The organism is Candidatus Liberibacter americanus str. Sao Paulo (assembly GCF_000496595.1).
GTDB lineage: Bacteria > Pseudomonadota > Alphaproteobacteria > Rhizobiales > Rhizobiaceae > Liberibacter > Liberibacter americanus.
The window spans coordinates 555,489-579,531 of the sequence record NC_022793.1 but is presented as its reverse complement, the minus strand read 5'-3'; the positions used below and the strand labels follow the sequence as shown (position 1 = coordinate 579,531).

The window sequence follows — 24,043 nt, the reverse complement described above, 5'->3', positions numbered from 1 at the left end:
TTTATTCCACAGCTATTATTTCACCTTTTGAATCAAAAGGATGAAAATCATCAAAAAAAGTATAATTACCTGGCTTAAGTGGAGCAATTACTAATACAGAACTAGCACCTGGTGCTAATACTTTTTCTTTTCGCAACGAAAGGATTTCAAATTCAGAAGGCTCAGTACCTGTATTAGTAATTTTAACTAAAATAATAGTATTTGAAGGAACTTTTAAAATTCTGGGAATCAAATCACCATTTTTCATTTCTAATTCAACAGTTTTCTTTTCAACAGCCAAAACACTAATTGGAATGAATATTAATAATATAAATAATAAAATTGTATTTTTCATCAGGACTGCCTAAAAAATAACTATTTAATAGAAGATAAAACACACACCTTCAAAAGATTGAAAATCTTTGTTATTAATAATTACCCTTTATACCTATACCAGCGTAATCAAACTCCCAATTAACTTCAAAAGGAGCAAACCAAGGCGCCACACCTGTTTCTTTATCTGTATGACGAGCAAATTTCTGTTTTTTATTATGAGAAGGTGGATAAATTTTATAGGTAACATTATACTTACCATATCCGTTTAATTTTATATTTTTCCCATAATGAGGACCATCACTTGCAACCATTGGCATAAATGATCCTGACTGAACATAAGCATCATCTCCAATTTTGGATATAATATATTCAACATGTAGATAAGGAAGCCAATCACCTTGAGCGAAACCATTCGGATTATCTTGAACAGAGCGTATATCAGCCTCTAAATGTATATCATACTTATCTAAGCCAAGATGAGAAGAACGTCGCTTGCTATGATCAATATCCATAGTTATAGGCTGAAGGTAAACACCTTGGATTTCCATTCCATTTTTTATAACGGGACTACCAAGAGGATACTCTTTTGCAAAGACCGCTGAAGGCAAAATAGAAATAATTAAAATAAAACTAAAATAAAATATTCGCATAATTTCTTCCTAAATAAATATAATAAAATTTTATATAAATAGTTAACATAATCAAATATAAATAATTAACATAATCAAATGCGAAACCCATATCATCTTTAGTTATAATATACAATATAAATATTTAGCGAAATGAAAATAAGTTATAATAGCAAGCATAAACACCTATCATAAAATATTAAAGTTATTGAAAATAACGTTCCACTAATTTAAAATATTAATAAATTAAAAATAAAAAGTCGTAAAATCAACAGTTTGCACTTTATTAGCAAAAATATAAGATCATTTATTATAAGCAATTTCAAATTTATAAATATAAATACTTCTAAGTATACATACTTTTTAAATAAATAAAATATTTATATTTCAGCCCATCTTTTAGCAATTAAATATTATAATTGATCCGCCATTAATTACATTAATATTAATAAAATGATTAACTAATTTATAATTAAATTATAGATTGAACTAATAGATTAGTTACAAAAAACAATATCATTTGTTATAAATATTGGTTTATATTTATTAATACTAGAAAAAATAATATGGAAAACATAAAATTGTATATGATTGATTTTAGCAATGATGTATTTGACTTCAAGGATGATCAAATCACTAAAAAATATCCATAAATCTATCACTGTTTTAATCATCGCCAGTGATAATAAAACATAGGAGGCATATGACGCTGAATTCTATAGAATTGATGTATTTAGATTTATCCGATAATGCCCAAAATAATATTTTAAGATAATAAATCTCTCTTGGTACTAATTATTATCTTAGAGATGATGGATATTATTTAAAGCAATGATATAGTTGCTCACAATCTTATAGCTAGTCAAGCTGAAACGATTATTTTAGCATGAATACCTAATGCAGGGAAAAGATATTTTTTTATTTCTTTAATAATTAATTTATCTGCTGGGATATCATTTTGATAATCACCAGATATTACCTATTGGAAATAATTAAAATAAAATTATAAAATACCTATCATGATATGCTGTCATAGAATAAAAAATAAACTGAAAAGCATTTATCTAGATATTTTCATGGGTATATGACTTGAGCATACATAATAAAACATAGGTTTGGCAATAAAGTAATATAATAATAAATTTGATGAATAACGTAACAGTAAAATAAATATAATTTTAGATATCATTAAAGACGAATCTTAAAAATATAGAATATATACTGATTCTCAATTTAGAAAATCGTTTGATGATAAAAAAGAAAACTTGGTAGAGAAAATACAATAAAAATAATAGTAAATTTGATGATACCACAAGGATACATAAAAACGTTTTATAGCCATCAAGATTATAAATTAACTATGCATGGCCTATCAAAAGTATTTATGTATATTGAAGATATGAAATTGCTAATTTTATAGAAATTTTTTCCAGGTTTTGCCAACTATATGAATATAGATAAACGGAGAAATGGTGATCATAGAAGGACCTAATAATTAGTATATAGAATGAAAATAAATGTAGTATATATTTGTTTTAATGTTAATTTATGGAGTTGGAAAAACCACATTTGCTAGATAATTTATTAAGAATCACGAAAAAAAATCGTAATGCCAGCTGGTCTCACAATAAGCAATCATCGCTAAGGAAAAATAGCATTGATTATATTTATTATCCTATAAAGCATTTCATAAATTTGAAAATAAAATAAATCTTATCTAAAATATCAAATATAACAGACACAAATATAGTTTGTTCAAACGATAAATATTATAATCTTTAGATAATGAAGAAAGTATATTGAATATTCTTACTTCAGCAATCATACCGGCTAAAAATGGATAAATACCATACAAGCCAATGGCTTCTTATAATTGCAAATAAGCAGATCTTATCCATCTAAAAGCTAAAAATTACAAGCTTATTTATTCATTCATCTATTAATCTGAATCCTCCCCTCTCCTTTTAAGAGAGGGGATTTTTTATTAAACACCTTTAAAATTCAATAAAATAGAAAAGAAGAAAATGTAACGATAAATAATTATTAATATAAAAAATTAAAAAAAATACTAATCATTAAGGTCTTTTGCATAAGCGTAAATACAAATTATAATTAAGTAAAATCTATAATTAAGTAAAATATTTTTTCAAAGTTTAAAAATTTATCCCAACATATAAAACGTATGTAACAATAAACAATTTTTATTAAATATATATTACCAAAATGAATGTTTTTTTGATTATTATTTTAATTTACTGTTTTACGATATCTGTTTTAGAATAAATAATATTTTTGATTGTATTTGCATCTATTTTAAGCTGCTTAATCGTCTCAGGATTATTTTCATAGACATAACTACGTGCTAATTCTATAACTGCAGGGCTAATATCAGAAGATTTTAACTTTGACATAGCAAATCTAAGAGCATTAGAGGCAGATTGATGCAAACTATCACGTAGTCTTGACTCTATCTCCAGTTGTTTTGAATCTTCTGTTAGATTCAATAAACATATCAATGGTTTTGCAATGGATTTAAATAATATAGGAGCAAAAACAGAAACTGATAATGTTACTATAGGTTGAAATATTTCAATTAAGCTTAGAATAGTATCAATCATTTTATGACCTCTATAATTATATAATATTTTAATATTTGAAAAAAATAGGAAATATTGTATTTGTTGATTATGGAACATATAATTAAAAGTTTGAGCAATCTGTCCCATAAAACTTCTTTGGTGAATATTTTAGTAATTATCTAATTTAGAAATAAAAAAGTATAATTTTACGAATAGAATTGGATTAAATTGAATAAGATAAAATTAGAATTAAAATTTGATATCCCATTAATAATTCTACTATTTTTAGTTGTTAGACTTTATTAATAATTTTCATAAAAAATAATAGATTTATTTTTATTTTTTATATTAATAAATTTTATCTAATCTAAATATTAAGGAAAATCAGATTTCTTATTAATAAGGCTTCGTAATTCTTGCACTTGCTGAGATAATTCTTGCACTTGCTGAGATAATTCTTGCACTGATTTAGCTAGATAAGTGACAATCACAGAAATATTAGGAGATAAATAATCCCCTATTTGATCAACAAACAGTGGATTAGCTTTTTGCAAATTATTGGCTGAGAAGCCAATAGGATGTCTCGATGAAGAATCCATACAGCTGGAAGGAAGATAATTAAAATCAATAAATTCTAATTTATCAAAAATATCAAGAGCAGAATCAGTTGAATATCCATGAACTTGTTTTAGTCTTTCATCAGATGAAAAATAAGCACAACCCACAGGCCCCTTATCGGTATCAAAGTGAATATATCCAGGAGCCCGCATTATGTTGATAATATTTGTATTACTAATCCAAGCATCTTTCCATGTTTTGGTCATATCATCCGCTATACTTTTAGCAGAATCGATCCCCTGCCATACTGTTTTAGATCGTTTATCACAAATAATATCACCAGTATTTGTTAGTTCAAAAATCACAATGGAATCTTTATAAATTTTGATACCATCTTTAAAAATATCCATTTGTAACTTTTCATGATCTTTACAATCAAGCAATTTTCGCATGAATGAAGATAAAGGCGAACTTAAATATTTCTTATCTGAAGAAGTATAAACAATACGATCTGCCGTATTTGCATGATTAACTAAATTTTGTAAGGCAATAGGTGCAAGTTTAGATGTCCAAACATCTTCAAGCTGTAATGAATCAACTTGTAGCAATAAATTTCGTCCATTCCATCCCAAATATATCTTATTATTTGCCTGATGAATACCTCCTCCTTGTTGAACTGGTTGAAAAGGCAATAATTTTTCAGAGATAAATCCCTTTTTAAGATTGCTCGCATCATCAGCACCTAGGTTAATACGAGCTTGATCAATATTTGTAGCGTCAGTTCCTCCCGCAGAAATAGGTCTAGGATAATTATTATCAAATGCCAAATCTTCTAATAAATTATTATAGGAACTACTACTAATACTACTATTTGGATAGGCTTTTGTTCCAGATGGAAGAACATAAACGTCTTTTATACGTGGCATAAAATATCCTTCTAAAAATATAAATATCAAAATAAAAATTAGAAATAATCTATAAATTTGATAATTTATAAACCATCTAATGATCAAAAATTAATGTGCGAATATATATTTAGTGAGATAATCGATCTCACTAAGAAATTAATGATGAAATTTTTGCGAAAAAATTATTTAAAACTCATTTTCTTCTTTTACGCAAATGTTTTGGAAAATGGAAAAGACGACCATAATCTACTGATTTAATTCCTTGATGATTTGTAATAACCGCATCTGGACGAATCTTTCCTATTTCCTGTGCCATTACGCCAATACGCTGAATATCAGATGGATCTGAGTGATATCGATATTTATAAAGGCCAGCTACAGGTTTTATATCACGTTTCATTCGACGATCAGAAACAAGAGGATCAATTAACTTTGAACCCATATTAATGTAATTCAAAATATTTTTTTGCCTTTCTTTCCAATCAACAAAACGATTTTGATAATCATTTTGAACAATATCTTTATAATCAACTGGTGAAATAGGAGTACTTTTATGATCTGGCATAACAATTTTTGAAGGAGCAATAGCCTGCATAAGAGATAATAACTCATGCAATGAGTTTTGTTGATTAGCCATTTTTTGTTCATAATCTTGTGCTTGTGCAAGATTATGAAAATATGCTCTTTTTGCCTTCATATTCTCTATACGTTCTTTCTCATCAGATGATTTTAATATAGCTGCTAGTCGTGCGTCATTAGCTTTTCTATTAATTTCATCCACCGATCTATCCCAAGCAATAGATCCTGGTAAAAACCCTTGATTTGCTAATTTTGCCTATAAAGACTGACGATCTTGTTGAAGATGTGGCTCTAAACGAGAAAAAAGCGTTTTTTCATAGTTTTCTCCTCCAGAATTCCCATAGTCATAAATAATATTCGCATTTTTATGTAAAAGATCATCTTTTTTTTCTTGCGAAAGATCTGCTTGAAACTTAGGAATATCAAAAGATTGAGTGTTATTGACATGATTATTATTTTTTTGTGCAAAAGTATTGAGATGCTGTGTTAAAATATCAGATAAATATCGCTTATTGAGATTATATTTATCATGTATTTCTTGTGATAAAGGGTTAAGTGAATATGTCCGTGCATACTGAGGAATAGATATTTCAGATCCTGTATAAGGATCGGTGATTTTATTTGTACCAATCTGATTATAGTGCAAAGTTCCATCTGGTGTTATCTGATTGATATTATCCCTAGATATATTAGCAATAGAAGATCCAATATTGCCAGCTAACTGCATAGAAGCGATAGATTTAGGATATGGCGGAGTAGGAGGTTGTCTTTTTCCCATAATATAATCCTCGTGATTATAAAATTATCACAATAATATAATAAATATTTTCAGATATTAATCGTTTTAATATTCTTAAAATAAAAAATAAAAAAATCGGCAGTAAAAATATTATTTGATAAAATTATCTGATTGTCGGTTATTGTTTTTAATAAAAATCACTATATTAAATCTAAAAATATAATAATGTTTCAGGTTGTATAGTAATAATTATATTTTTATAAATATTTCATATAAGAAAAATATAAATTTATTATACAAAAAATACTGATTGCCTTTTAGCTAAAAATTGATCAATTTTATACTTCGATACTAAAAAAATTATTTATTAATTTTATTATTCATCCACGATTCATGCGTCATAACATATATATTTTCTGCAGCATCTCGCCCCCTCAAACGCGGGATATGATAACGAATAGCACCTAAAAAAGCTAACATACGATGCTGTGCAAAATCTTCATCCGGAACACGCTGAACAACAGCTTGGCAATTTAATTCATTCCAAGGATAGTTATATATCTCCTTCAATGATTTCCTAGTAAGCCAATGTTTAGTGTCAGAAGCTCCTGATAACTCTATAACATTAGCTATAGGACAATAATTATGATATATAACTCCAGCCAATAAAAGGTTATTTTCTAAAAAACCAATGCTAACAAAATTATTCCATCCTTCAGCACAATTTTTAATACGTTTTCCTACAAAATTTGCTATAGCTTGATTAATTGCAGGTGTTTTAACTCCACCCCAAATAATATCCATTATGTACATCCTATATTTATTCAATTAAAAGTTTTGCATTATTAATTTGAATATCATTGATATCCATCCCAGCAGATGTGATGATACAACCAATAGCTAAAAAATCTCCATATGCTGTCACATTCTGGCAAAAATTAAAAATAATTTTCTTTCGTACAAAAAAATCATCTCTCCATGAAGAATAATCCCATGCAGAATTATCCCATATCCCACCAATATCTGGATGATTATTAATGGTTGCCTTTGAAAAATTAGGATAGCTTTTATCATAATCAGAACGAGCAAATAGTTTTACATATGGACGTTCATAAGCACTAATAGTCATATTAGCAAAACAAGCCCTTTTTTTCTTACTCAAATAAGAATTACCAGCTTGAAAATAAGAAAGATAAACAGCTGAAAAAGGTTTGCCATTATCTGATCCCGTAATATCACCTTGCCAAAAAGATCCTTCATAATCTCCAAAAAAAACATTTTCATTTGAAATTACATATGCCTGTGCCAACCAATTATGAAAACTTGACCAATTATTATTTGAAATATTCATCACAAATGTTTTATCAGACAATATAGAATTTCTTGGGAAAGTAACCAAAAGCATGTTGCGTTTTTCCCAAACAGTCAAACTCCATCCTACTGGTGAAGCGACAACCGATTGATCCCACTCTTCTTGGATACTCCAAGATAAAGGCAAACTTTCTTTTCCCTCCATGACGAGAATATTTTTCATAGAAATCAAACCATTGATTGTAGCAATCAATACATCGTTTCTAACAAAAGCAATTGCATTTTTCCCTAATGGACGACCAATATGATAAATAGCCTTAAGAGCAAAAGAAGAAGCATTATCCGGATCATCACCACCATATACAGCAACTTCACCAACAGTTGATATAAAGACACATAATGCTGATAAACCATCACCACTTTCCGTAGACCAAGAAAATCCTGCTATCAACGATCCACCTGATTGCATGATCCCTCCTAGAGGAAAAACTTTTGCTACTCCACCTAAAGATCTAATAGGTAGATACCAAGCATCCATGCTATATGAAGCAATATACCATTGACGATTTTTAAACATCCATCCATATAAAAAACGTATATAATCTTTATTATTATTTCCCTCAAAGATAATTTTTGGATGATCAGATATCCACTGATTACCATCATAAATCTGACGTTCATCCTTACCATTAACTGCAATTAAGAATGTTTTTTCTGGGGTTGAAAACTGAAATGTAGACCAATCACCTGAATGCATATTATAAACACACGGTTTTACAGCTTCTCCTAATTCAGGATAGCTAACATCATATATTGCCCGATCATTAGCAATAAACACTCTCTTCTTAAAACCACTTTGATACGAAAATGCCGTTACAATATTACTATTATTGTTAATATTACATACTTTTTTGCATCCTCCTCTTACAATTGGATTTCGAGATGAAGGCCAAAAATTACGTAAAAAACCGCATTCACTTCCTGCTAATTTTACGTTTCCATACGGAAAGTGTAAATAATTATGAAATTCTGAACTAGAAAGTTCTTGTTCATTCATTGAGGACAAAGGATATTTTTCCCTAAAAAACCTAGGCATTTCATCCTCCAAGCACCAATAACATTTCTGAATCGATAGAGGCATCGAATTCCCGTAATTGATCAATAAAATTCAATCCTTGTGCACGACGCCATCTCCAAATAATGTCTTTTATTAAAAGATGCGATGGCAAAACAGTAATATCATCATCTGATGTAATCGTTATATTGGGATTATTATTAGCATCAATAAGCCAATTTTTAGAAAAATATCTAAGAGTCGCCATAGCAGAAACAGATATATGTAAAACTTTATTATCAATCCAATACCAAGGATAATCAGAGATATTCTTAACTATTTCCCAATCAAAAGCTGTATTAACTGGTCTAGCAAAACGATTATTATCAATAATAACCGCTCCACCAAATAATGGCCTGTGAAAATCATTTGGAATATTAAAAGGTGAACTTTCTACTTTTATTGTTCGTAACAACTGTGGCCAATCAACACGGCAACTTATTTCTTGACCCGATTGTTGTAATAAAGATAACATGAGAGCAGAATTATCACTATGATTTCCATAGATATTTTCAAATCGTGATAGACCGACTAGATCGCAAACCGTATTCAGTATTTCTATCACCTTCATGGAGTTAATCCAGAACGACTTATATTTCTGTCAGACCAACGCATACTCATATCTTTTTTCTGCAATTGTTTTATAACGTTTTGGAATAATGCACTAGCTGTAGATGCCTTATCAAGCTTTTGCTCCCATAAAGCTATTTCTTCAACCAAGCCATAAATATAAATATCTGGAGCTCTGTGAAGCAACCAATTTACAGGGATTTCTTCTGTCAGCGGTGGAATACATCCATAATAATAAAGACAAACATCCTCAGAAACTGCCGGCAAAACGCAAATTGAATCAGCTGTTATGATATATCCGGTATTTTTTTTCAAAGAAATACTTAAAGGAAGATGATCTAATTTATTTCCACGAGCATCATGTAAATAACGAATTTCAATATAATCATCTGGCAATGTCACAGATCCATCAACAAGCGAAAGTACAACCTTTTTTTCCATTTCTCGCAAACGCAATTCACGATTAATTTTTACTTCAACATTATGAAGGAAATCTTTAAACAAAAAAGTGAATCCGTTTTTTTCAGCATAATGACTTGCATCAATTAATAAAGAAGCATAATCCTTTGCCATCACACATGTCCCTCCGAAGTGCGCCAAACAGAATTGTCCATATTATTTAGCCAATTTCTAATCCAAACATCATCACCCTCAGAATGCGCCTGTAAGAGGTGAGAATTTCTAACAATATCTAAAGGTATACTTGCTATTCTCTGCCAATCACCTACTATTTTGCCAGAAGATTGCTCGCGAGCAATCTTATTATTCTCGATGATATTTGTAACAGGATAATCAATACGATAAACATCATTTTGACCGTCTGATAAAAACCAAATTGTTCTTCCTGTTGACATGTCATAACTGATCAATCTCCAGGAACCATCATATATATCCATCTTATTTTACTTTCTTAAGTTGTTTTCGATAGTCCAAAGAGATCTGCAACAACCCCTATTGCTTTTTCATTTTTTACTTTTAAGGTTCCCTCTCCGATAAGTATTCCTTTATTTGAATAGCCAGTCTTTGAAATATTTTTATCTTCTTGAATTTTACGCAACCATAAAAATTCTAACATATCAGCATCAATAAGAAAGGCATTTCTAGCGGTCTCAGCTTTATTGGCCATAATACGATTAGGATGGACCATAACTTTTCCAAATGGTCCATCATAAATATCAGCTGTTGCAACAATAGTATTATTTCCCTCATTACCAGATACAGCATATCTAAAGGATGCTACATTTGAGTCCGACATAAACCTAACAAATTCACTTTTAACGTATGGAGAAACAACAATATGACGAAAGTTAGCACCATTCTGATAACCAGCTTGCATCACATCATCAAGAAGTTGCTTTGTAAAAGCTCTTTGTTCCCCGTCTTTTGCAGCTTTAGTCATCCCAGTCGTATAATCATAACCTCCTGAACTTCCTTCTTTACCTCTACTTACATTTGTTTTAATCCAAGTACTCAAAGAAGCAAGTTTACGCGGGGATGCCTTTTCCGATGCTTGTGAACTCACAAGAGCAAATTCAACATCTTTACGAATTTCAAGAGCTTTTTTAAGCTTTTGCTCTTTGTGCTTTAATAAATTTCCCGCATCTTCAACTGATTCTTGAGTACCAGATAATACCCAACTTTTAATCATAATTTGTGTATAATTCCCTAATCTTTCAGGAGATTTTATTGATTCAAAGCTATATTCATCCCCTTCCAACTGAGCATTGGGTCCAGGAGCGGCTAATTCATCAACAATCCACTCTGGATGAATAGATTTTGTTACACCTTTTTTAATCATAGAATAGATAGGAGTGTCTTCAGGAGTAATTCGTGATACAACATCTGAAAGCGATTCTTTATTAGAGTTAGATGATGTACTCATAAATGTATTGTTAACTGCAGCCATGATTGAAAATATTCCCTTAATTAATGTAAATTTATTATATTTTTTAATAAAAAAATTTATTAGCTATTACAGCTCAAGATAGATTATTATATAAGTGATTGAGTATATATTACTGATTATAAGAATGAAAAATATCAATTAAAGATAGATAAGAAACTCAATAATTTAATACATACTTTTGATTATGAATTGTAGTTATTTTATTGTAACTTCTAGTAGATACAGAATAATATAGACAGCGTCTTATTGATTATTAACCAACATAAAGTAACCTTTATTCAACCATTTTAAATAAAGTAAAATTGTAAATATAAACCAAATATTTTCATATAATTGAAATTAATATAATTAACGTATATATATTTATACAAAATCAACCTTCAAAGCATCATATAAAGACCCAGTTTTATGTAGTTTCCTAATAGCTTGTTCTTGCGATATCGTTTGATGTTGATTGTGGTATTTTTTACCCTTAGATGAGATAGTAACTGCAGGCTTTAATAGAGTTTTATTATAAACCTCATTTGATATTTTTTGAGATTTCATTCCCAATTGAGCATAATATGCAAGAGCAAGCAAACGGTGATCGATGATGTCTTTAATTTCTTCTTCTTGAAAGCCAAATTTTTTTCCTATTGCAAAGATATTTTGAAAAAATGTTTCTCTTTGGATTGGATCTTTTGTTTGTGGAAACATACTTTCTAATTTTTCATTTTCAGACTCAAGCTTTTTTGCAATAGATTCATTTTCATATTCAATAGCAATATTATTAGGATGACGCCCAATCTCTATAAAACTCTCAACTATATTCAATGCTTTTTGTCGCAAGTCATTCATATACTGATAAGTAGCTGGATCTGTTTCAGCAAGCAAAGGATTTGGCTCTGCTGGAATGTGAGTATTGATCATTTGTGCCAATGCATCAGCAGATTGCGCTATAATTCTTGCTTTATTTTGTAAATCTCCTTTTTGTTCGGAAATTTTTTGTTGATTTGATATAAAATTTTCACGGCGATAATATTATTTTTTTAGTTTAGCAATGGTAATTTTTTCACCATTATCAAGTATTATTTCGTGCGTATCAGGTAGATTTTTAATTTCATCTTCTGAATTATGCGATATCGTTTCTATAGATTCATCTTGATCTAAATCATTTTGTTCTCTTTGATTATGACAATAATAATCTTCAGTTAAAATGCTGTTTTCGTGTCGCATATTCAAATTATTATGCAATTTTTTATTCAATTGATTAGGGTTTATGTTTTCTAAATTTGGAAGATCTATTTCATCTAAAGAATAATATTTAGGCATAGAATGATCAATTTTTGGTTCACGACTTACGTTTAAATTTTGGTGGCGATGTTCTAAAGATCTTTTATTCGAAAATTGCCATGGCTTCTGTTTTGATGAGTTGTCAGGCATAGTTTCATTATTCAACAAATCGTCAGACATAATCATATAATACCTCTTGTTAAAAGATTAAAAGCAGTAATTTTTAAATCAAATATTTATATTATTTTTATTTAATGCTAATTTTTCTTTGATTAAGGATTCTGCATCTATCTGATGTTTTTTCAAATCAATTTCAGCTTGTATTTTTTCACGTTTTATAGCTATTTCTGCTTGTAATCTGGCATAATCTAGAGATTGTTCAAATTGCAAACGTTGAATCTTTTCACTCATATAAGAATTATTTTTCAAAGATTTATCAGAGCTTAAGTTTGGTCTTGTAAAATATTCATTAACGTTTTGAATCCCCGTAGATTCAGCAAGACGAGCTATACCATCGTATAAATTACTAGATGATACAAATGGATTATCAAAACCAAATGCCATTATAATCTCTTTTTGAATAGAAAGAAGCTGTGACATCATCATAATATCTCGTTCACGACTTCCAGATCCTAAACCAATATTGACTTTAGCATCCATATCAGCATTCCAATATCGTGGATCAAATTTGACCCATTTATCACGCAATCTTACCATGCGTACTTTATCTTGATGCTGAATAATCAAGCGCAATAATCCTCGAAATAACCTTTCTAATCCTTTTGCTAAAGTTCTGATAATCAGTTCTACCTGTCCTATACCACTCTGTTCAATTAAAGATGTTGCCGTAGCGGTCATATTTTGTAAAATCTCAGGAGAAATTCCGGCAGATTGATCAGAAATGCCTGTACGATCTACGATTTCCTGATCTAAATAATGCAACATTGCAAAAGATTTATCGGCAATCATAGGAACGCTATGTATTCCCAATACTCCACGCACATCCATTCCCGCAGAAACACGAATTGGCTGACCAAATTTAGGATTTAACACGCTATCTGGATCCAAGATAGATCCTTCTTGGACAACTGTTTGTGGCTGATTTTGCCAATAAAGATTATCTAAAGTTTGACGCAGCAACACAGTTTTTATTCTTTGAATTTCAATAATAGATGTTGCTAAGCTTTCACCAACGAAACAATGAGGAGCACGAATAGCACGCAAACATGTAAAAGGTAGCTCATCCCATTCTTCATTAACTAGTATATTATCATAACTTGTGCCGCCTGCCATAACAACACGACGCAATTCTGCAATTCCATCTTCATCATAATCAATGGTTACATATAATTCATAATATTCTATTGTTTCAAGAGAAGGCTGAAGATTATTATCTTTATGAAATTGCCAATGATTTTCTCTTTTATTAACATCATTGGCAATAGGTAATTGATTTATATGTTCACGATCATAACCCATAGAAATTAACTCTGAGCGTGTTAGATATAATTTTCTTCCAACAATAGGACTTTTATCAATATCAGTTGCATCAGGATGAATAAGGAATTCATCTGGTGGCACAGCGTCTATATAGACTTTCCCCTGATAATATTTTCGTTTAATACGCACGTCATGAATTATATTATCAGAATCATTCCTTTGTGTATGCTCAAGTACTTCAACATCAGTATCTTTGACAAGAGTAATAAAGGAATGTTCATCAAGTCCAGTATGTAAGCTTGTCATACAATTATATTTCAGTTCATACCGCCATGTTAAAATACCAATACCAGATAATAATGCGTCATATATAGAACTTTCAACAGCTTCAACCCCTTTTCCTTCTGGGAAAATAATATTATTTATATAATCGCTAGCAGCCGTTGCCATTTTTTCATCGCCTTGATTTACTGGACAATATTCAACGAATTTATGTCCAGATAAAAGTATTCTACAAATGGATGGCATTATTTTACGAATTGCAGAACGCAAATCACAAGAAACAACAGAGGAATGACCATCAACAGATGGAACATCATGCATAATCCCGTTATAATATTCTCGTGCATATATATAAGTTTGTTGTCTCTCTGATAGCATTACTTCAGCATCTGAAATAAGACGCGTTATTGTACTAGCAAAATTGCTTTTTGTATAATCAGTTGTCATGTAGAATACATCTTTTGTTAAAGGATGATATACAATTATATCTTTGAAATATATTTTAAGGATTAGAAGATTTCTAACTTGTAAAAAGTTTCATAATTAATAGAGCTCATATCACCTGTCTGGGAATATATTTCCAATAAGCGCTAGATTCTTTCTGGATAGCAAAACGCTTCATCATCAAGGCATAACGGCTAGCACAAATTAAATCATCTTTTTCTTTAATGATACGACCTCCACAGCGATGATATTGGCGAAATTCCTCGAGCCAATCCTGACATTCAGAAAATACTTTCCAACGCCCAGATCTCATTCTATCTAGCATATCAGATAATCCTGCTTCGACCCCACTACTGCCATCATCAAAGGTAGCACGCTCTCCCAATATTTTTAATCCCTGTTTCCGATATTGAGAAGCTAATTGTTCTCCCGAACCCTTATCATGTTGCAAACCATCATGTGGCCAAGCCCAAGGAAGCCATTCCCCCCAATTCTTCAATGCTGCAGAGTGAAAAATCGGTGTTTGTTCCCTACATCGATAATTTTTAACAATATATATAACATCTGAATCACGATTCCATGCCATATGCACTGCCGCAAAAGGATGATGCCAACCAAAATCCATTCCTCCAATTTGTAACCAATGAGAAGGGATATTAAAAGAAGCAACGATAATATCTTCTTCTATAATCGGGAAAATTCGTCCTGATCCAAGCATAGGCTCTCCTTTTATACGAGCTTTTCTCTCATGCAATGGATAACTATTGATAATCCGTATTTTATCTTGTGGTGTATAGTGTAAACTATCATCAAGGGTCATTCTAATAACTTGACGATCATTTGATATAGAAGAAAGATAATGATCAATAATACTGGTAATACCTTTTAATGGTGTTAAAGTTAAAACAACCATGCCTTGTTTTGCATTAATTCTTGTCAATCCTTCAAAATAGACGTCTTCTGGAGGTTCTTCATCAAACCATACATAATCTGCTGTATTGGCCTGCCATTTTTCCCTTCCTTGTTCATAAGCTTTAAATAATACAATAGATGTTCCTCCAGTTATATGTTTAACTGTCACCGTATTATAAGCACCTGCAATACTAGCACGACGAGTAACATTTATTATTGCATTTGCAGGTATCATTCCACTACCATGCTTATCCAAAGACATCGGTTCGCCCAACAAAAGACGCTGAATACCATCACTAGTTAATTCATAAGATATAGATCCTGCTATCATAATAATTGGGCACTTAAAGCGATGCCCTTGCCACCATTCAGGATAAGAGCCAGTAAGGTGAATTGCAGCCTCAGCAGCTCCTGCCAAAGTTTTTCCCAATTGGTTGCCAGCCATAAATAAACGTTCTCTAGCAATTTTACCAGCATTGTGAAATATTTTTTGCTGTTCATATGGCTTATAAAAATCAAGACGCCTAAAGTTACGACGCTTTTTCAACTGTTGAAGAATCAACATCTTTTCTTTGAGAATCTGCGAAAAGTTGCAATTCTTCTTCAAGAGATCTGATGATTTCATATAATTCTGCATCTGTAAGCTGATCTCCGTTGCTTGCTTCTTCTTTATCCCCCTGTTCCATTGATAGGATTTGAAACACCATACGCAGATATTGTTCAGGTTTTTCCATTCGCAAAGTTTTAATAACTTTTCGTCCATATTTTAAAAAATCTATGGTAAAAATATCTCTATACACATCCTGCAAAGATACTTCTGGTCCAGAAAATTTATTTTTTTTTGAATATCTTTTGTTTAAAGAATAAAATTTGATAATAGACACCGATCACAATCTCCCAAAAGGAATAGCGATGTTCATAGATATTTTCCTGAATAAGATTTTACGGTATATAGTTTTTTCAAAAATATCGTGATATCAAAGAACAATTCTAATTAAGATCAAAAAATTAATAAGAAGGACAAAAATAAAAAATAGCTTATAAAAATATCTACAAGCTCATAAAAGATAACTAAAAAAACTAAAAGATAAACATTAGATAAAGTACAGAGACATATCGAACATAGCTAATTTATAGATATGCATCTAATGCATAACAAATTGAAAAAGAATATAAGAATAGAAGAATAGAAGAATAGAAGAATAGAAGAATAGAAGAATAGACTGAAAACCGTCTAGATAAGAACTTAGCCATATCCATTAGGGATGAATATACCATATTTAATATAAATGTCAAATTATTTTTATTATAGAATAAATCATAGCAATATATTACATGTTATAATGCATTTAATTATATTATATTAATTACATGCCTCACGTACTTATCTGTAATAAAACTATATACACAATAACACATAGAAACAAATAAGCCGTGCTGAACTGCATGTGCCTAGAGATAAGATATCTCAAGCATAGCATATCTTTCATTAAGTGCATACTTATTAAAAAAAGATAACAATCGAATTAAAATAAAATACGCATCATAACAAACAAATATTTAATATTCACTATTTAAACGTTTAATACCACGTTTGGTATCATTAGTCACAGGAACTATAGCTAATTTTGGGATTTGAATATTAATAATAGCATCTAATGCTGAAAATAATAGTAAACAACTCATTGATAAAATATGAAGTTGCAACATATGGATATTCATAATAAATTTCTCCAAGAAAAAAAACATACTAAAACCAAATAGCACAGTCTCTTTACAATGAAATATTGTAAAAAATAAAGCAATTTAAAAAGTAATTTTAATCCCATTAATAAATAAATTCACTAAATAAAAAACAATATTAACGATATCTACAATATCTCATAATATATAAATAAAGAATTAAAATAGTATAATTTATAATCACATATTTTAACAATTAAATATCGAATCAAATTGTAGCCAATAACAATAACTAAAAAATTAAATAAAAAAACAATGCCATTATTTTTTAGTTATTCTTTCATAAATAATAATCAATCGTCAAATCAAATAATATATTAGATATTCGCTAATATAAAATAATTTGTATTTCTCTATCATGTAATTTTATATTTTTAATACAGTTGACTATGACTATCAAAAATATTTTTGATTAATATAAGTATTTTTTAGTCTATACATATGGTGCGCAAATTATGAAACATAATAATAAATCATTACTATATTTTAGGAACTATTTTCTGCTATTGTATATAATTGATACAAATGTATCTTTAATATAAAATATATTGATACAGATATATCTATATAATATAAATATAATGTGTATTTCGTATTAAATAGATAGATAGATAAACAGATAGAAAGTGATGATATAATATGACACGGCGTAAAAAATATAATTCTCATTTGTCAGACGATATCTTGCGTGAGAGGATGGTTTTTGTAAATAATTTTCGAAATATGCGAAAAGAATACAAGATTACACAAAAAGGAATAAGAGACCTAACTGGCTTTGCCCAATCATGGATAAGCGAACTAGAGACAGGTAAATCTACTATAAATATAGATAATATGATTATTCTAGCTCATACATTAAAAACACCTTTATGGAAGCTTCTTAAACCATAAGAAATTTAACTATTGATTTTTGAGTACTACCACTGTTTCTCATTATCCGATTATATCATAGACTGTGGTAGTATTTTTATGTTTAACAATCATCTAAAATGTAAAATATTTTTTATTAAAAGATAATAAATTTACTAAAGGTCAAGCTCCATACATCAATCTTTACATAAAAATATAATCTAGAAAAAACATCTTTTTTTTAATAATCTTAAAAAAAATTCTTCCTTATAAAAAACACCAATAGGACTATTAACCTGTTATGTATCTAACTGTTTAAAACTAATATCCTTTATAATGAATAATTATTGATAAAAAATCCAATAAAATCAATATATTATACAAATATATCCAAAATCTTATGTTCGTTGATTAAACGTGATTTTCACGTAGCAATCCCGGGCCTTTTACATCAACAATAACTCCGATTCTGATTATCTTCTAATAACTAATCATTTTAGCATTAAACATAAATACAATCTTTTTAACTAATTAAACTCTAAATTATTTACTTTAATAGGTAAATTATTTTTAAAGATACAACTATTTATTTAATTAACTGTATTAAAGATTAATGTTATAGTTATATTATTATTAAGGTTATGTTATGCTTTCTTGTTTAGCGAGATACACCGCTTTCGCATATAAAATTTATTATTGACATAGATACGGGGAAGACGATCTTGTAAAAATGTCCACGTGAGAGGATGTTTTAGAAGAGATGGAACTTATATTAACAGCTATTATCGCAGATCACCAAAAAGCTATTTAAGATATCATAGCCAGACAAAAAGGTATTTCAAAAAAGAATACAGTGATGTAGACAACTATTATTTTAGATAGGAAAAATGTAATTGTTTTATGCTCTTATTTAGAAGATAGCATACTTAAGAACATAAAAACAGGTTAAACTGTCATGGACACGAAAAACTTGAAAATCCAATCTTTATTAATATTGGCAATCCCTATTACTATTATATAAAAGAAAAATGTAAAAGAAAGCAGTCTATCAAGCTAACGATGTAGCGTTAATTTATAGGCGCTTACCATTCTCCTGGGAAAAGAGAATACTGTTTATCAAGGGATATATTATCTATAGCCTAGTATACTATGTTTATTATTGACTTGGTATGTTTTTGCTGATTTAGATCAACGTATAAAAAATATGTTTAAATATGCTAGGGATGTCTGTAAATATGAATAGAGATAAATCTGACTTTTTCATGATAAATCTTATTACTTGGTTTATTGCTTGGGCTATACCTTTGACGTTCACAAAAGATAGATGGAATTGGGACTATATTGACTACACAGTTTTCGGAATATTCCTTGTCCTTTTTTGTTTATTAAGTTTCTACTTCGGATGTAGGATTATAACATCCTATAAATTCAAAAAGTATATGCAAGAATATTCCCATAAAATAAAAGAACCGTTTTTTATAGCCTTTTTATTCTTTTGTCTATGTATAATCACACCACATACGGGTAGAATGACGTATGACATATATAAGAGCTATGGTGATATTTCAACAATAATAAAACTTTTAATGCTATGTTTAGAAAATACACTTCTATCCATAGTATATTTAAAAATATATAGAGCTATTAGACGCAAATAATCTTTTTTATATCTCCCCCTTCTTTTTTTCACAATCGTATAATTATGCTAAAATTCAAGTATACAAGAGATAATTTGTTATTCAAAATATGTTAAAATAGCAAGCAGGCTTTTATCAAAATAGTCTTATTTCAAACTACACCAAACCAATAACAGATAAATAATAATCCAAAATAACGTTGTTAAAGGTCGTATTAAAATGATAAATCGTCAACCTCTTTTGGATTATTGAACGTCAATCTTAGACAATCTTATAAGCTTATCTGCTTTAAGTTTTTAAATATCGTATTTAATCTCTGCAAGATCAATTGATGTATAATCATTTATTTATGCCAATTATAACTTTATCTTATCATATTATATATAATGCTTGTGCGTCATATATTCTGATAATAAAATCTAATATTATATTAAAAATAGAGAAGATAAAAAGAAGTAAAAACCTAAATATACATCATGCTAAAAAAGATATTATCATGACTTAAACCATTTTTTAGTTGATATATAAAATAGAAAATAACAACATTAGACTTAATAACTTATGCTTGATGTATCAAGATGCTCAATGCTATCTGTATAACATGCTGTTATTGATCTCTCATTATGTAACTCACATGTCTTTAAAAATAATGAATTGAGTATGTGCTTTACTATTATATTATTTTTATCAAGTTATGCAAAAAATCAGGAAATTTTAAATATAAAAATCTATGCTTTCGTTATTCAAAAGAGCATGTAAAAAAAATATATTAAAAAAAATACCTGCCATGAAATAAAAAACAGATAAATTTAAAACTTGAAAAAATAGAAAAATTACAAAAATTTTGGGATTAAGGGACGCAACAAAGTTTGGCTTGTGAGTTTACTTTATATAAAGACTTGATGCATGCCGTAAACTATAACAGATTGAATATTAAAACTCAAAAAGTAATAACAATATATTCACTAATTATTATCTTTATATATAGATTTTTAAATAAAAATATATTATAATTAAGGAATAAATTCTCTTATTATTATTTTATCACAATTTAAAAAATATAACTCTATAATTTTGTTTTAATAAAAAACTGAATACAATACAAATTTTACTATTAATTATTTTTTTAACAAATTATGAGCATGACGCAACTGTTAGTTTTTTACCTAAATTAATAAACTTCAACGTTTATTTATTAAGAATATATCAATTTTAAATAATGCCAAAGCACATAATTATTGAAAGAAAGGTGATAAGTATTTTTAAATTAATTTCATGTATCAAAAATAGCGTAATCTAACATCAACAATATTTATAAAATTTTTCATCTTATTATTTTTCCCATATTTTACTCCCGTAATATCTGTCAAAAAAACAGCTCATCTTATTTTTTATTTTAATAAAAATTATTATTTTAACAGGATAATTTTATGAAAAAAATTGAAAAAGATTTTTTTATTGAATTTGAACAAGAAATACTAGGATATATGTTATTTGGTGGCGATTTAAAACAAATTAGCATATTTTTAAAAGAAAAACATTTCATAGATCCAATACACCAAGAGATGTTTAAAGCTATTTTATTAGCGCATGATAGATTTGGAAAGATAAATCCATTAATTGTAAAACGAATTATGTCATCAGATGTTGTAGATAGTTTTGAAAGTAAGACAAATATATCATTATCTACATATCTTGCAAATTTATTAGCAAACACATCTTCAATTAGTACGCATGGAGTTAACTCTGCACGTCGAGTTATAAATTAATGGTCTAGGATAAAAATTTCTCAAGAAGCGCAAGAACTGTCAATAAAAACCTCTGATCCCGGTTGTGACGCTACATCATTGATAAAAAAATCAATGCAAAGATTTGAAGATATAATGACAGAAGTCCAACTTGCAAATAATCAATTAAGCGGACCATCTGCCATTTTTATTTCAGAAGCAGCTATAAAATCAATTAAAACAGCCGAGAAGCAAAGAATGAAGGATGGAGTTTTAAATCTCAAATGGGGACTAAAAAGCATTGACCATTTAACTGGCGGAGTACAACCGAGTGAACTCATATTAATAGGAGCTCGCCCTTCTATGGGCAAGACTACATTTGCACTTTCAGCTGGTTTGAGAATGGCGATGTGCGGACATGGAGTTGCATTTTTCAGTCTTGAAATGGATAGAGAAAAACTAGGAGCAAGAGCAATTTCTGATCTCTTATACGATCGCCAATCGCGTATTCCATATATTGACATTATACGAGGAGATATCAATCAATCACAACAAAGCATATTTGAAACAGTTTGCCAAGAATTACAAGATATTCCCCTAATAATTGATGATCGCCCTTCAGCTAGTATAACAGAAATCCGCATCCGTAGTGAACGCATATCGCAAATTTTTTGCAAATCTGGCAATAATTTACGAGCGATTATTATTGATCATCTAAGTCTTATACGCCCATCTAATCGCTATCAAGGAAATCGTACATATGAGATCGGAGAAATAACAGCAGGGCTCAAAGCGCTGGCACGTGAATTAAATGTAGCCATTATTCTGCTATCACAGCTAAATCGTTCTGTTGAAAGCAGGACGCATAGAATCCCAAGACTATCAGATTTGCGCGATTCTGGCTCTATTGAACAAGATGCGGACACCATAGCTTTTTTATATCGATACGTATACTACCTAGCACGCGAAAAAGGAGGCACATCAGATGAAAGATTTGAAAGACAAGATCTATCTGCATTTGAAAATAAACTAGACTTTATTATAGCAAAGCAACGCAATGGTCCAATTGAATCAATACCATTATTTGCAAACATGCCATATTCCGTTATAAGAGATGTGAAAAAATAATGAACTATCGTCCATGGTATAAACGTTATCCTGCTGATTTTCTTTCTGGTGTCTTTAGATTAACCCTTGAACAGAAAGGAGTATATAGCATTTTATTAGATTTAATGTATGATCACGGAGGTTCAATTCCTGATGATGAAAAATATATTGCTGGTGTTTGCGGCTGCTCAACGAGAAAATGGCGCAATATTAGATTATGTCTAAAAAAGGAAAATAAGATTTTTTTTAAAGATGGCTATATTTATAATGCTAGAGTTGAAAAAGAAATTATAAAAGCGATAAAAGCTACAGAAGAATGTAGTAAAAATGGTAGGAAAGGTGGCATAAAATCTGCTCAAATACGTATTTTTGCTAACAAGAATAATACTAGATTATTCTGAAGCGAGGCTTGAGCCCACGCCCGTGTCCCAGAGATTAGAATATATTAATCAAGAATCAAATTATCATGTTCCTATAAAACACAAAAACTCTTCGACAGATCCAACTTCTTTCACTGATACAAATATATTATCAAGCGATAATTCAACAGATGAAGCACAATGGTTAAAACGTTTAACATGGTCTCGTCGTTATGACGTTTGGCCATCAGAATGGGGGCCTTCTCCAGATGAACAAGGCTGTTTAGTCCCAAATAAATTACTAAAAGACAGTGATAATTAATTTAAAAAATCGAAGGAATTTATTTTTATTAAACAAAATTTTCAATGATATGCTTTCAATTTATCTAATTATTTAAGGAATATAATAAATTAGACACAGCAATAAATTTACAATTTTTTTATAAATGATAGGAGATTGCTAATGACTAAGCAAGGCGAAAAATGTCATAAGAAAAAGTCTAAAGGCCGTCCCTGCAAAGAAGGAGTATCACGTACTAATAGCGGCAGAATCTCTCGATCAAAAAAGATCAATTTATCGCCTATAACAGTTGTACAAGAAGCTAGAATGCGTCTTTTTGGACTAACTGCTCTTCAATCAGCTCAAGCAGAAGGAGGAAGCCGCATAGGCCGTCTAAGAATTACTGGAAAAATATCTCCTGAGCAATACCAAGCTTTTGTGTGTTTTGCTAATCAATATAATCAATATATGCAAATGATCCAAGCTCCAGATAGTTTAAAAAGATCAGGTGAATTTAAGAGCCAGTCATATAGCGAAGAAGAAGATACAAAACGACGTTTATCAATTAAAAAACATTGGCTATCTCTAAAAAAATCTATAGAAGAAGCACAAGTTAAAACATACTGCAACCTATGGAAATCTTTAAACTATTTTATTAGCAGAGATGATGGGATAATGTCCCCTACACCATTAAATTTAATCGTTAATTTATGTCATGCAACCGATGCATTAATTTCTCATTATGGGATTCCCAATATAAAGGATAAATTTAAATGATTAAGC

The 24,043-nt window shown here is 29.5% G+C and carries 24 protein-coding genes; 6 read left to right on the top strand and 18 right to left on the bottom strand.

The window, feature by feature from the left end:
* Position 1 precedes the first annotated feature (1 nt).
* The 18 genes from LAM_RS02470 to LAM_RS05355 form a co-directional block, all read right to left on the bottom strand.
* Positions 2-334 carry a cupredoxin domain-containing protein gene (locus tag LAM_RS02470; RefSeq protein ID WP_007557454.1) on the bottom strand — a complete coding sequence of 111 codons (333 nt, stop codon included), beginning with the start codon at positions 332-334 and terminating at the stop codon, positions 2-4.
* Between the two features lie 73 nt (positions 335-407).
* Positions 408-965 (bottom strand): iron transporter, encoded by a 558-nt coding sequence (locus LAM_RS02465; RefSeq protein WP_007557453.1) that lies wholly within the window; start codon positions 963-965, stop codon positions 408-410.
* Between the two features lie 2,231 nt (positions 966-3,196).
* Positions 3,197-3,562, bottom strand: coding sequence for a hypothetical protein (locus LAM_RS05140; RefSeq protein WP_023466258.1), 366 nt, complete (start codon positions 3,560-3,562; stop codon positions 3,197-3,199).
* Between the two features lie 335 nt (positions 3,563-3,897).
* Positions 3,898-5,007 (bottom strand): tail fiber domain-containing protein, encoded by a 1,110-nt coding sequence (locus LAM_RS02455; protein WP_007557451.1) that lies wholly within the window; start codon positions 5,005-5,007, stop codon positions 3,898-3,900.
* A gap of 175 nt (positions 5,008-5,182) precedes the next feature.
* Positions 5,183-5,770, bottom strand: a complete 588-nt coding sequence (locus LAM_RS02450; RefSeq protein ID WP_040055924.1) for a tail fiber domain-containing protein — start codon at positions 5,768-5,770, stop codon at positions 5,183-5,185.
* Between the two features lie 54 nt (positions 5,771-5,824).
* Complete coding sequence (locus LAM_RS02445) at positions 5,825-6,346, bottom strand: hypothetical protein (protein WP_023466254.1); 522 nt, start codon at positions 6,344-6,346, stop codon at positions 5,825-5,827.
* A 321-nt stretch (positions 6,347-6,667) separates the two neighbouring features.
* A complete protein-coding gene (locus LAM_RS02440) occupies positions 6,668-7,111 on the bottom strand; it encodes a hypothetical protein (RefSeq protein WP_007557450.1) in 444 nt (147 codons plus the stop codon).
* Positions 7,112-7,127: 16 nt separating this feature from the next.
* Positions 7,128-8,759 (bottom strand): hypothetical protein, encoded by a 1,632-nt coding sequence (locus LAM_RS02435; protein WP_144079403.1) that lies wholly within the window; start codon positions 8,757-8,759, stop codon positions 7,128-7,130.
* A complete protein-coding gene (locus LAM_RS02430; protein ID WP_007557448.1) occupies positions 8,716-9,303 on the bottom strand; it encodes a hypothetical protein in 588 nt (195 codons plus the stop codon). The genes LAM_RS02435 and LAM_RS02430 overlap by 44 nt, the downstream gene beginning before the upstream one ends.
* The gene (locus LAM_RS02425; protein WP_007557447.1) at positions 9,300-9,875 is read right to left on the bottom strand and encodes a phage adaptor protein; all 576 of its coding nucleotides are present in this window, start codon (positions 9,873-9,875) and stop codon (positions 9,300-9,302) included. The genes LAM_RS02430 and LAM_RS02425 overlap by 4 nt, the downstream gene beginning before the upstream one ends.
* Positions 9,875-10,198: a hypothetical protein gene (locus tag LAM_RS05280; protein WP_007557446.1), complete on the bottom strand. Its 324-nt coding sequence runs from the start codon at positions 10,196-10,198 to the stop codon at positions 9,875-9,877. Before LAM_RS05280 ends, LAM_RS02425 begins: the two co-directional genes overlap by 1 nt.
* 14 nt (positions 10,199-10,212) lie before the next feature.
* Complete coding sequence (locus tag LAM_RS02415; protein ID WP_007557445.1) at positions 10,213-11,208, bottom strand: DUF5309 domain-containing protein; 996 nt, start codon at positions 11,206-11,208, stop codon at positions 10,213-10,215.
* A gap of 363 nt (positions 11,209-11,571) precedes the next feature.
* Positions 11,572-12,117 (bottom strand): hypothetical protein, encoded by a 546-nt coding sequence (locus LAM_RS02410; protein WP_007557444.1) that lies wholly within the window; start codon positions 12,115-12,117, stop codon positions 11,572-11,574.
* A 111-nt stretch (positions 12,118-12,228) separates the two neighbouring features.
* Entirely contained in the window at positions 12,229-12,660 is a 432-nt protein-coding gene (locus LAM_RS02405) for a hypothetical protein (protein ID WP_040055922.1), read from the bottom strand.
* A 48-nt stretch (positions 12,661-12,708) separates the two neighbouring features.
* Positions 12,709-14,649 carry a portal protein gene (locus tag LAM_RS02400; protein ID WP_007557442.1) on the bottom strand — a complete coding sequence of 647 codons (1,941 nt, stop codon included), beginning with the start codon at positions 14,647-14,649 and terminating at the stop codon, positions 12,709-12,711.
* Positions 14,650-14,755: 106 nt separating this feature from the next.
* Positions 14,756-16,183 (bottom strand): terminase large subunit domain-containing protein, encoded by a 1,428-nt coding sequence (locus LAM_RS02395; protein ID WP_051050888.1) that lies wholly within the window; start codon positions 16,181-16,183, stop codon positions 14,756-14,758.
* Positions 16,089-16,442: a hypothetical protein gene (locus LAM_RS02390; protein WP_007557439.1), complete on the bottom strand. Its 354-nt coding sequence runs from the start codon at positions 16,440-16,442 to the stop codon at positions 16,089-16,091. Before LAM_RS02390 ends, LAM_RS02395 begins: the two co-directional genes overlap by 95 nt.
* A gap of 676 nt (positions 16,443-17,118) precedes the next feature.
* Positions 17,119-17,280 carry a hypothetical protein gene (locus tag LAM_RS05355; protein WP_023466250.1) on the bottom strand — a complete coding sequence of 54 codons (162 nt, stop codon included), beginning with the start codon at positions 17,278-17,280 and terminating at the stop codon, positions 17,119-17,121.
* A gap of 660 nt (positions 17,281-17,940) precedes the next feature.
* On the opposite strand from LAM_RS05355, the gene LAM_RS02385 reads away from it, so the two are divergent.
* The 6 genes from LAM_RS02385 (at position 17,941) to LAM_RS02360 (ending at position 24,037) form a co-directional block, all read left to right on the top strand.
* Positions 17,941-18,192 carry a helix-turn-helix domain-containing protein gene (locus tag LAM_RS02385; protein ID WP_007557623.1) on the top strand — a complete coding sequence of 84 codons (252 nt, stop codon included), beginning with the start codon at positions 17,941-17,943 and terminating at the stop codon, positions 18,190-18,192.
* Between the two features lie 3,025 nt (positions 18,193-21,217).
* The gene (locus LAM_RS05500) at positions 21,218-21,556 is read left to right on the top strand and encodes a DnaB-like helicase N-terminal domain-containing protein (RefSeq protein ID WP_023466248.1); all 339 of its coding nucleotides are present in this window, start codon (positions 21,218-21,220) and stop codon (positions 21,554-21,556) included.
* Positions 21,557-21,670: 114 nt separating this feature from the next.
* Positions 21,671-22,642, top strand: a complete 972-nt coding sequence (locus LAM_RS02375; RefSeq protein ID WP_240532045.1) for a replicative DNA helicase — start codon at positions 21,671-21,673, stop codon at positions 22,640-22,642.
* Positions 22,642-23,022, top strand: coding sequence for a YdaU family protein (locus tag LAM_RS05495; RefSeq protein ID WP_023466246.1), 381 nt, complete (start codon positions 22,642-22,644; stop codon positions 23,020-23,022). Before LAM_RS02375 ends, LAM_RS05495 begins: the two co-directional genes overlap by 1 nt.
* Before the next feature lie 22 nt (positions 23,023-23,044).
* Complete coding sequence (locus LAM_RS05490; RefSeq protein ID WP_240532044.1) at positions 23,045-23,302, top strand: hypothetical protein; 258 nt, start codon at positions 23,045-23,047, stop codon at positions 23,300-23,302.
* 141 nt (positions 23,303-23,443) lie between these two features.
* The gene (locus tag LAM_RS02360; protein WP_007557367.1) at positions 23,444-24,037 is read left to right on the top strand and encodes a hypothetical protein; all 594 of its coding nucleotides are present in this window, start codon (positions 23,444-23,446) and stop codon (positions 24,035-24,037) included.
* Positions 24,038-24,043: the final 6 nt, after the last annotated feature.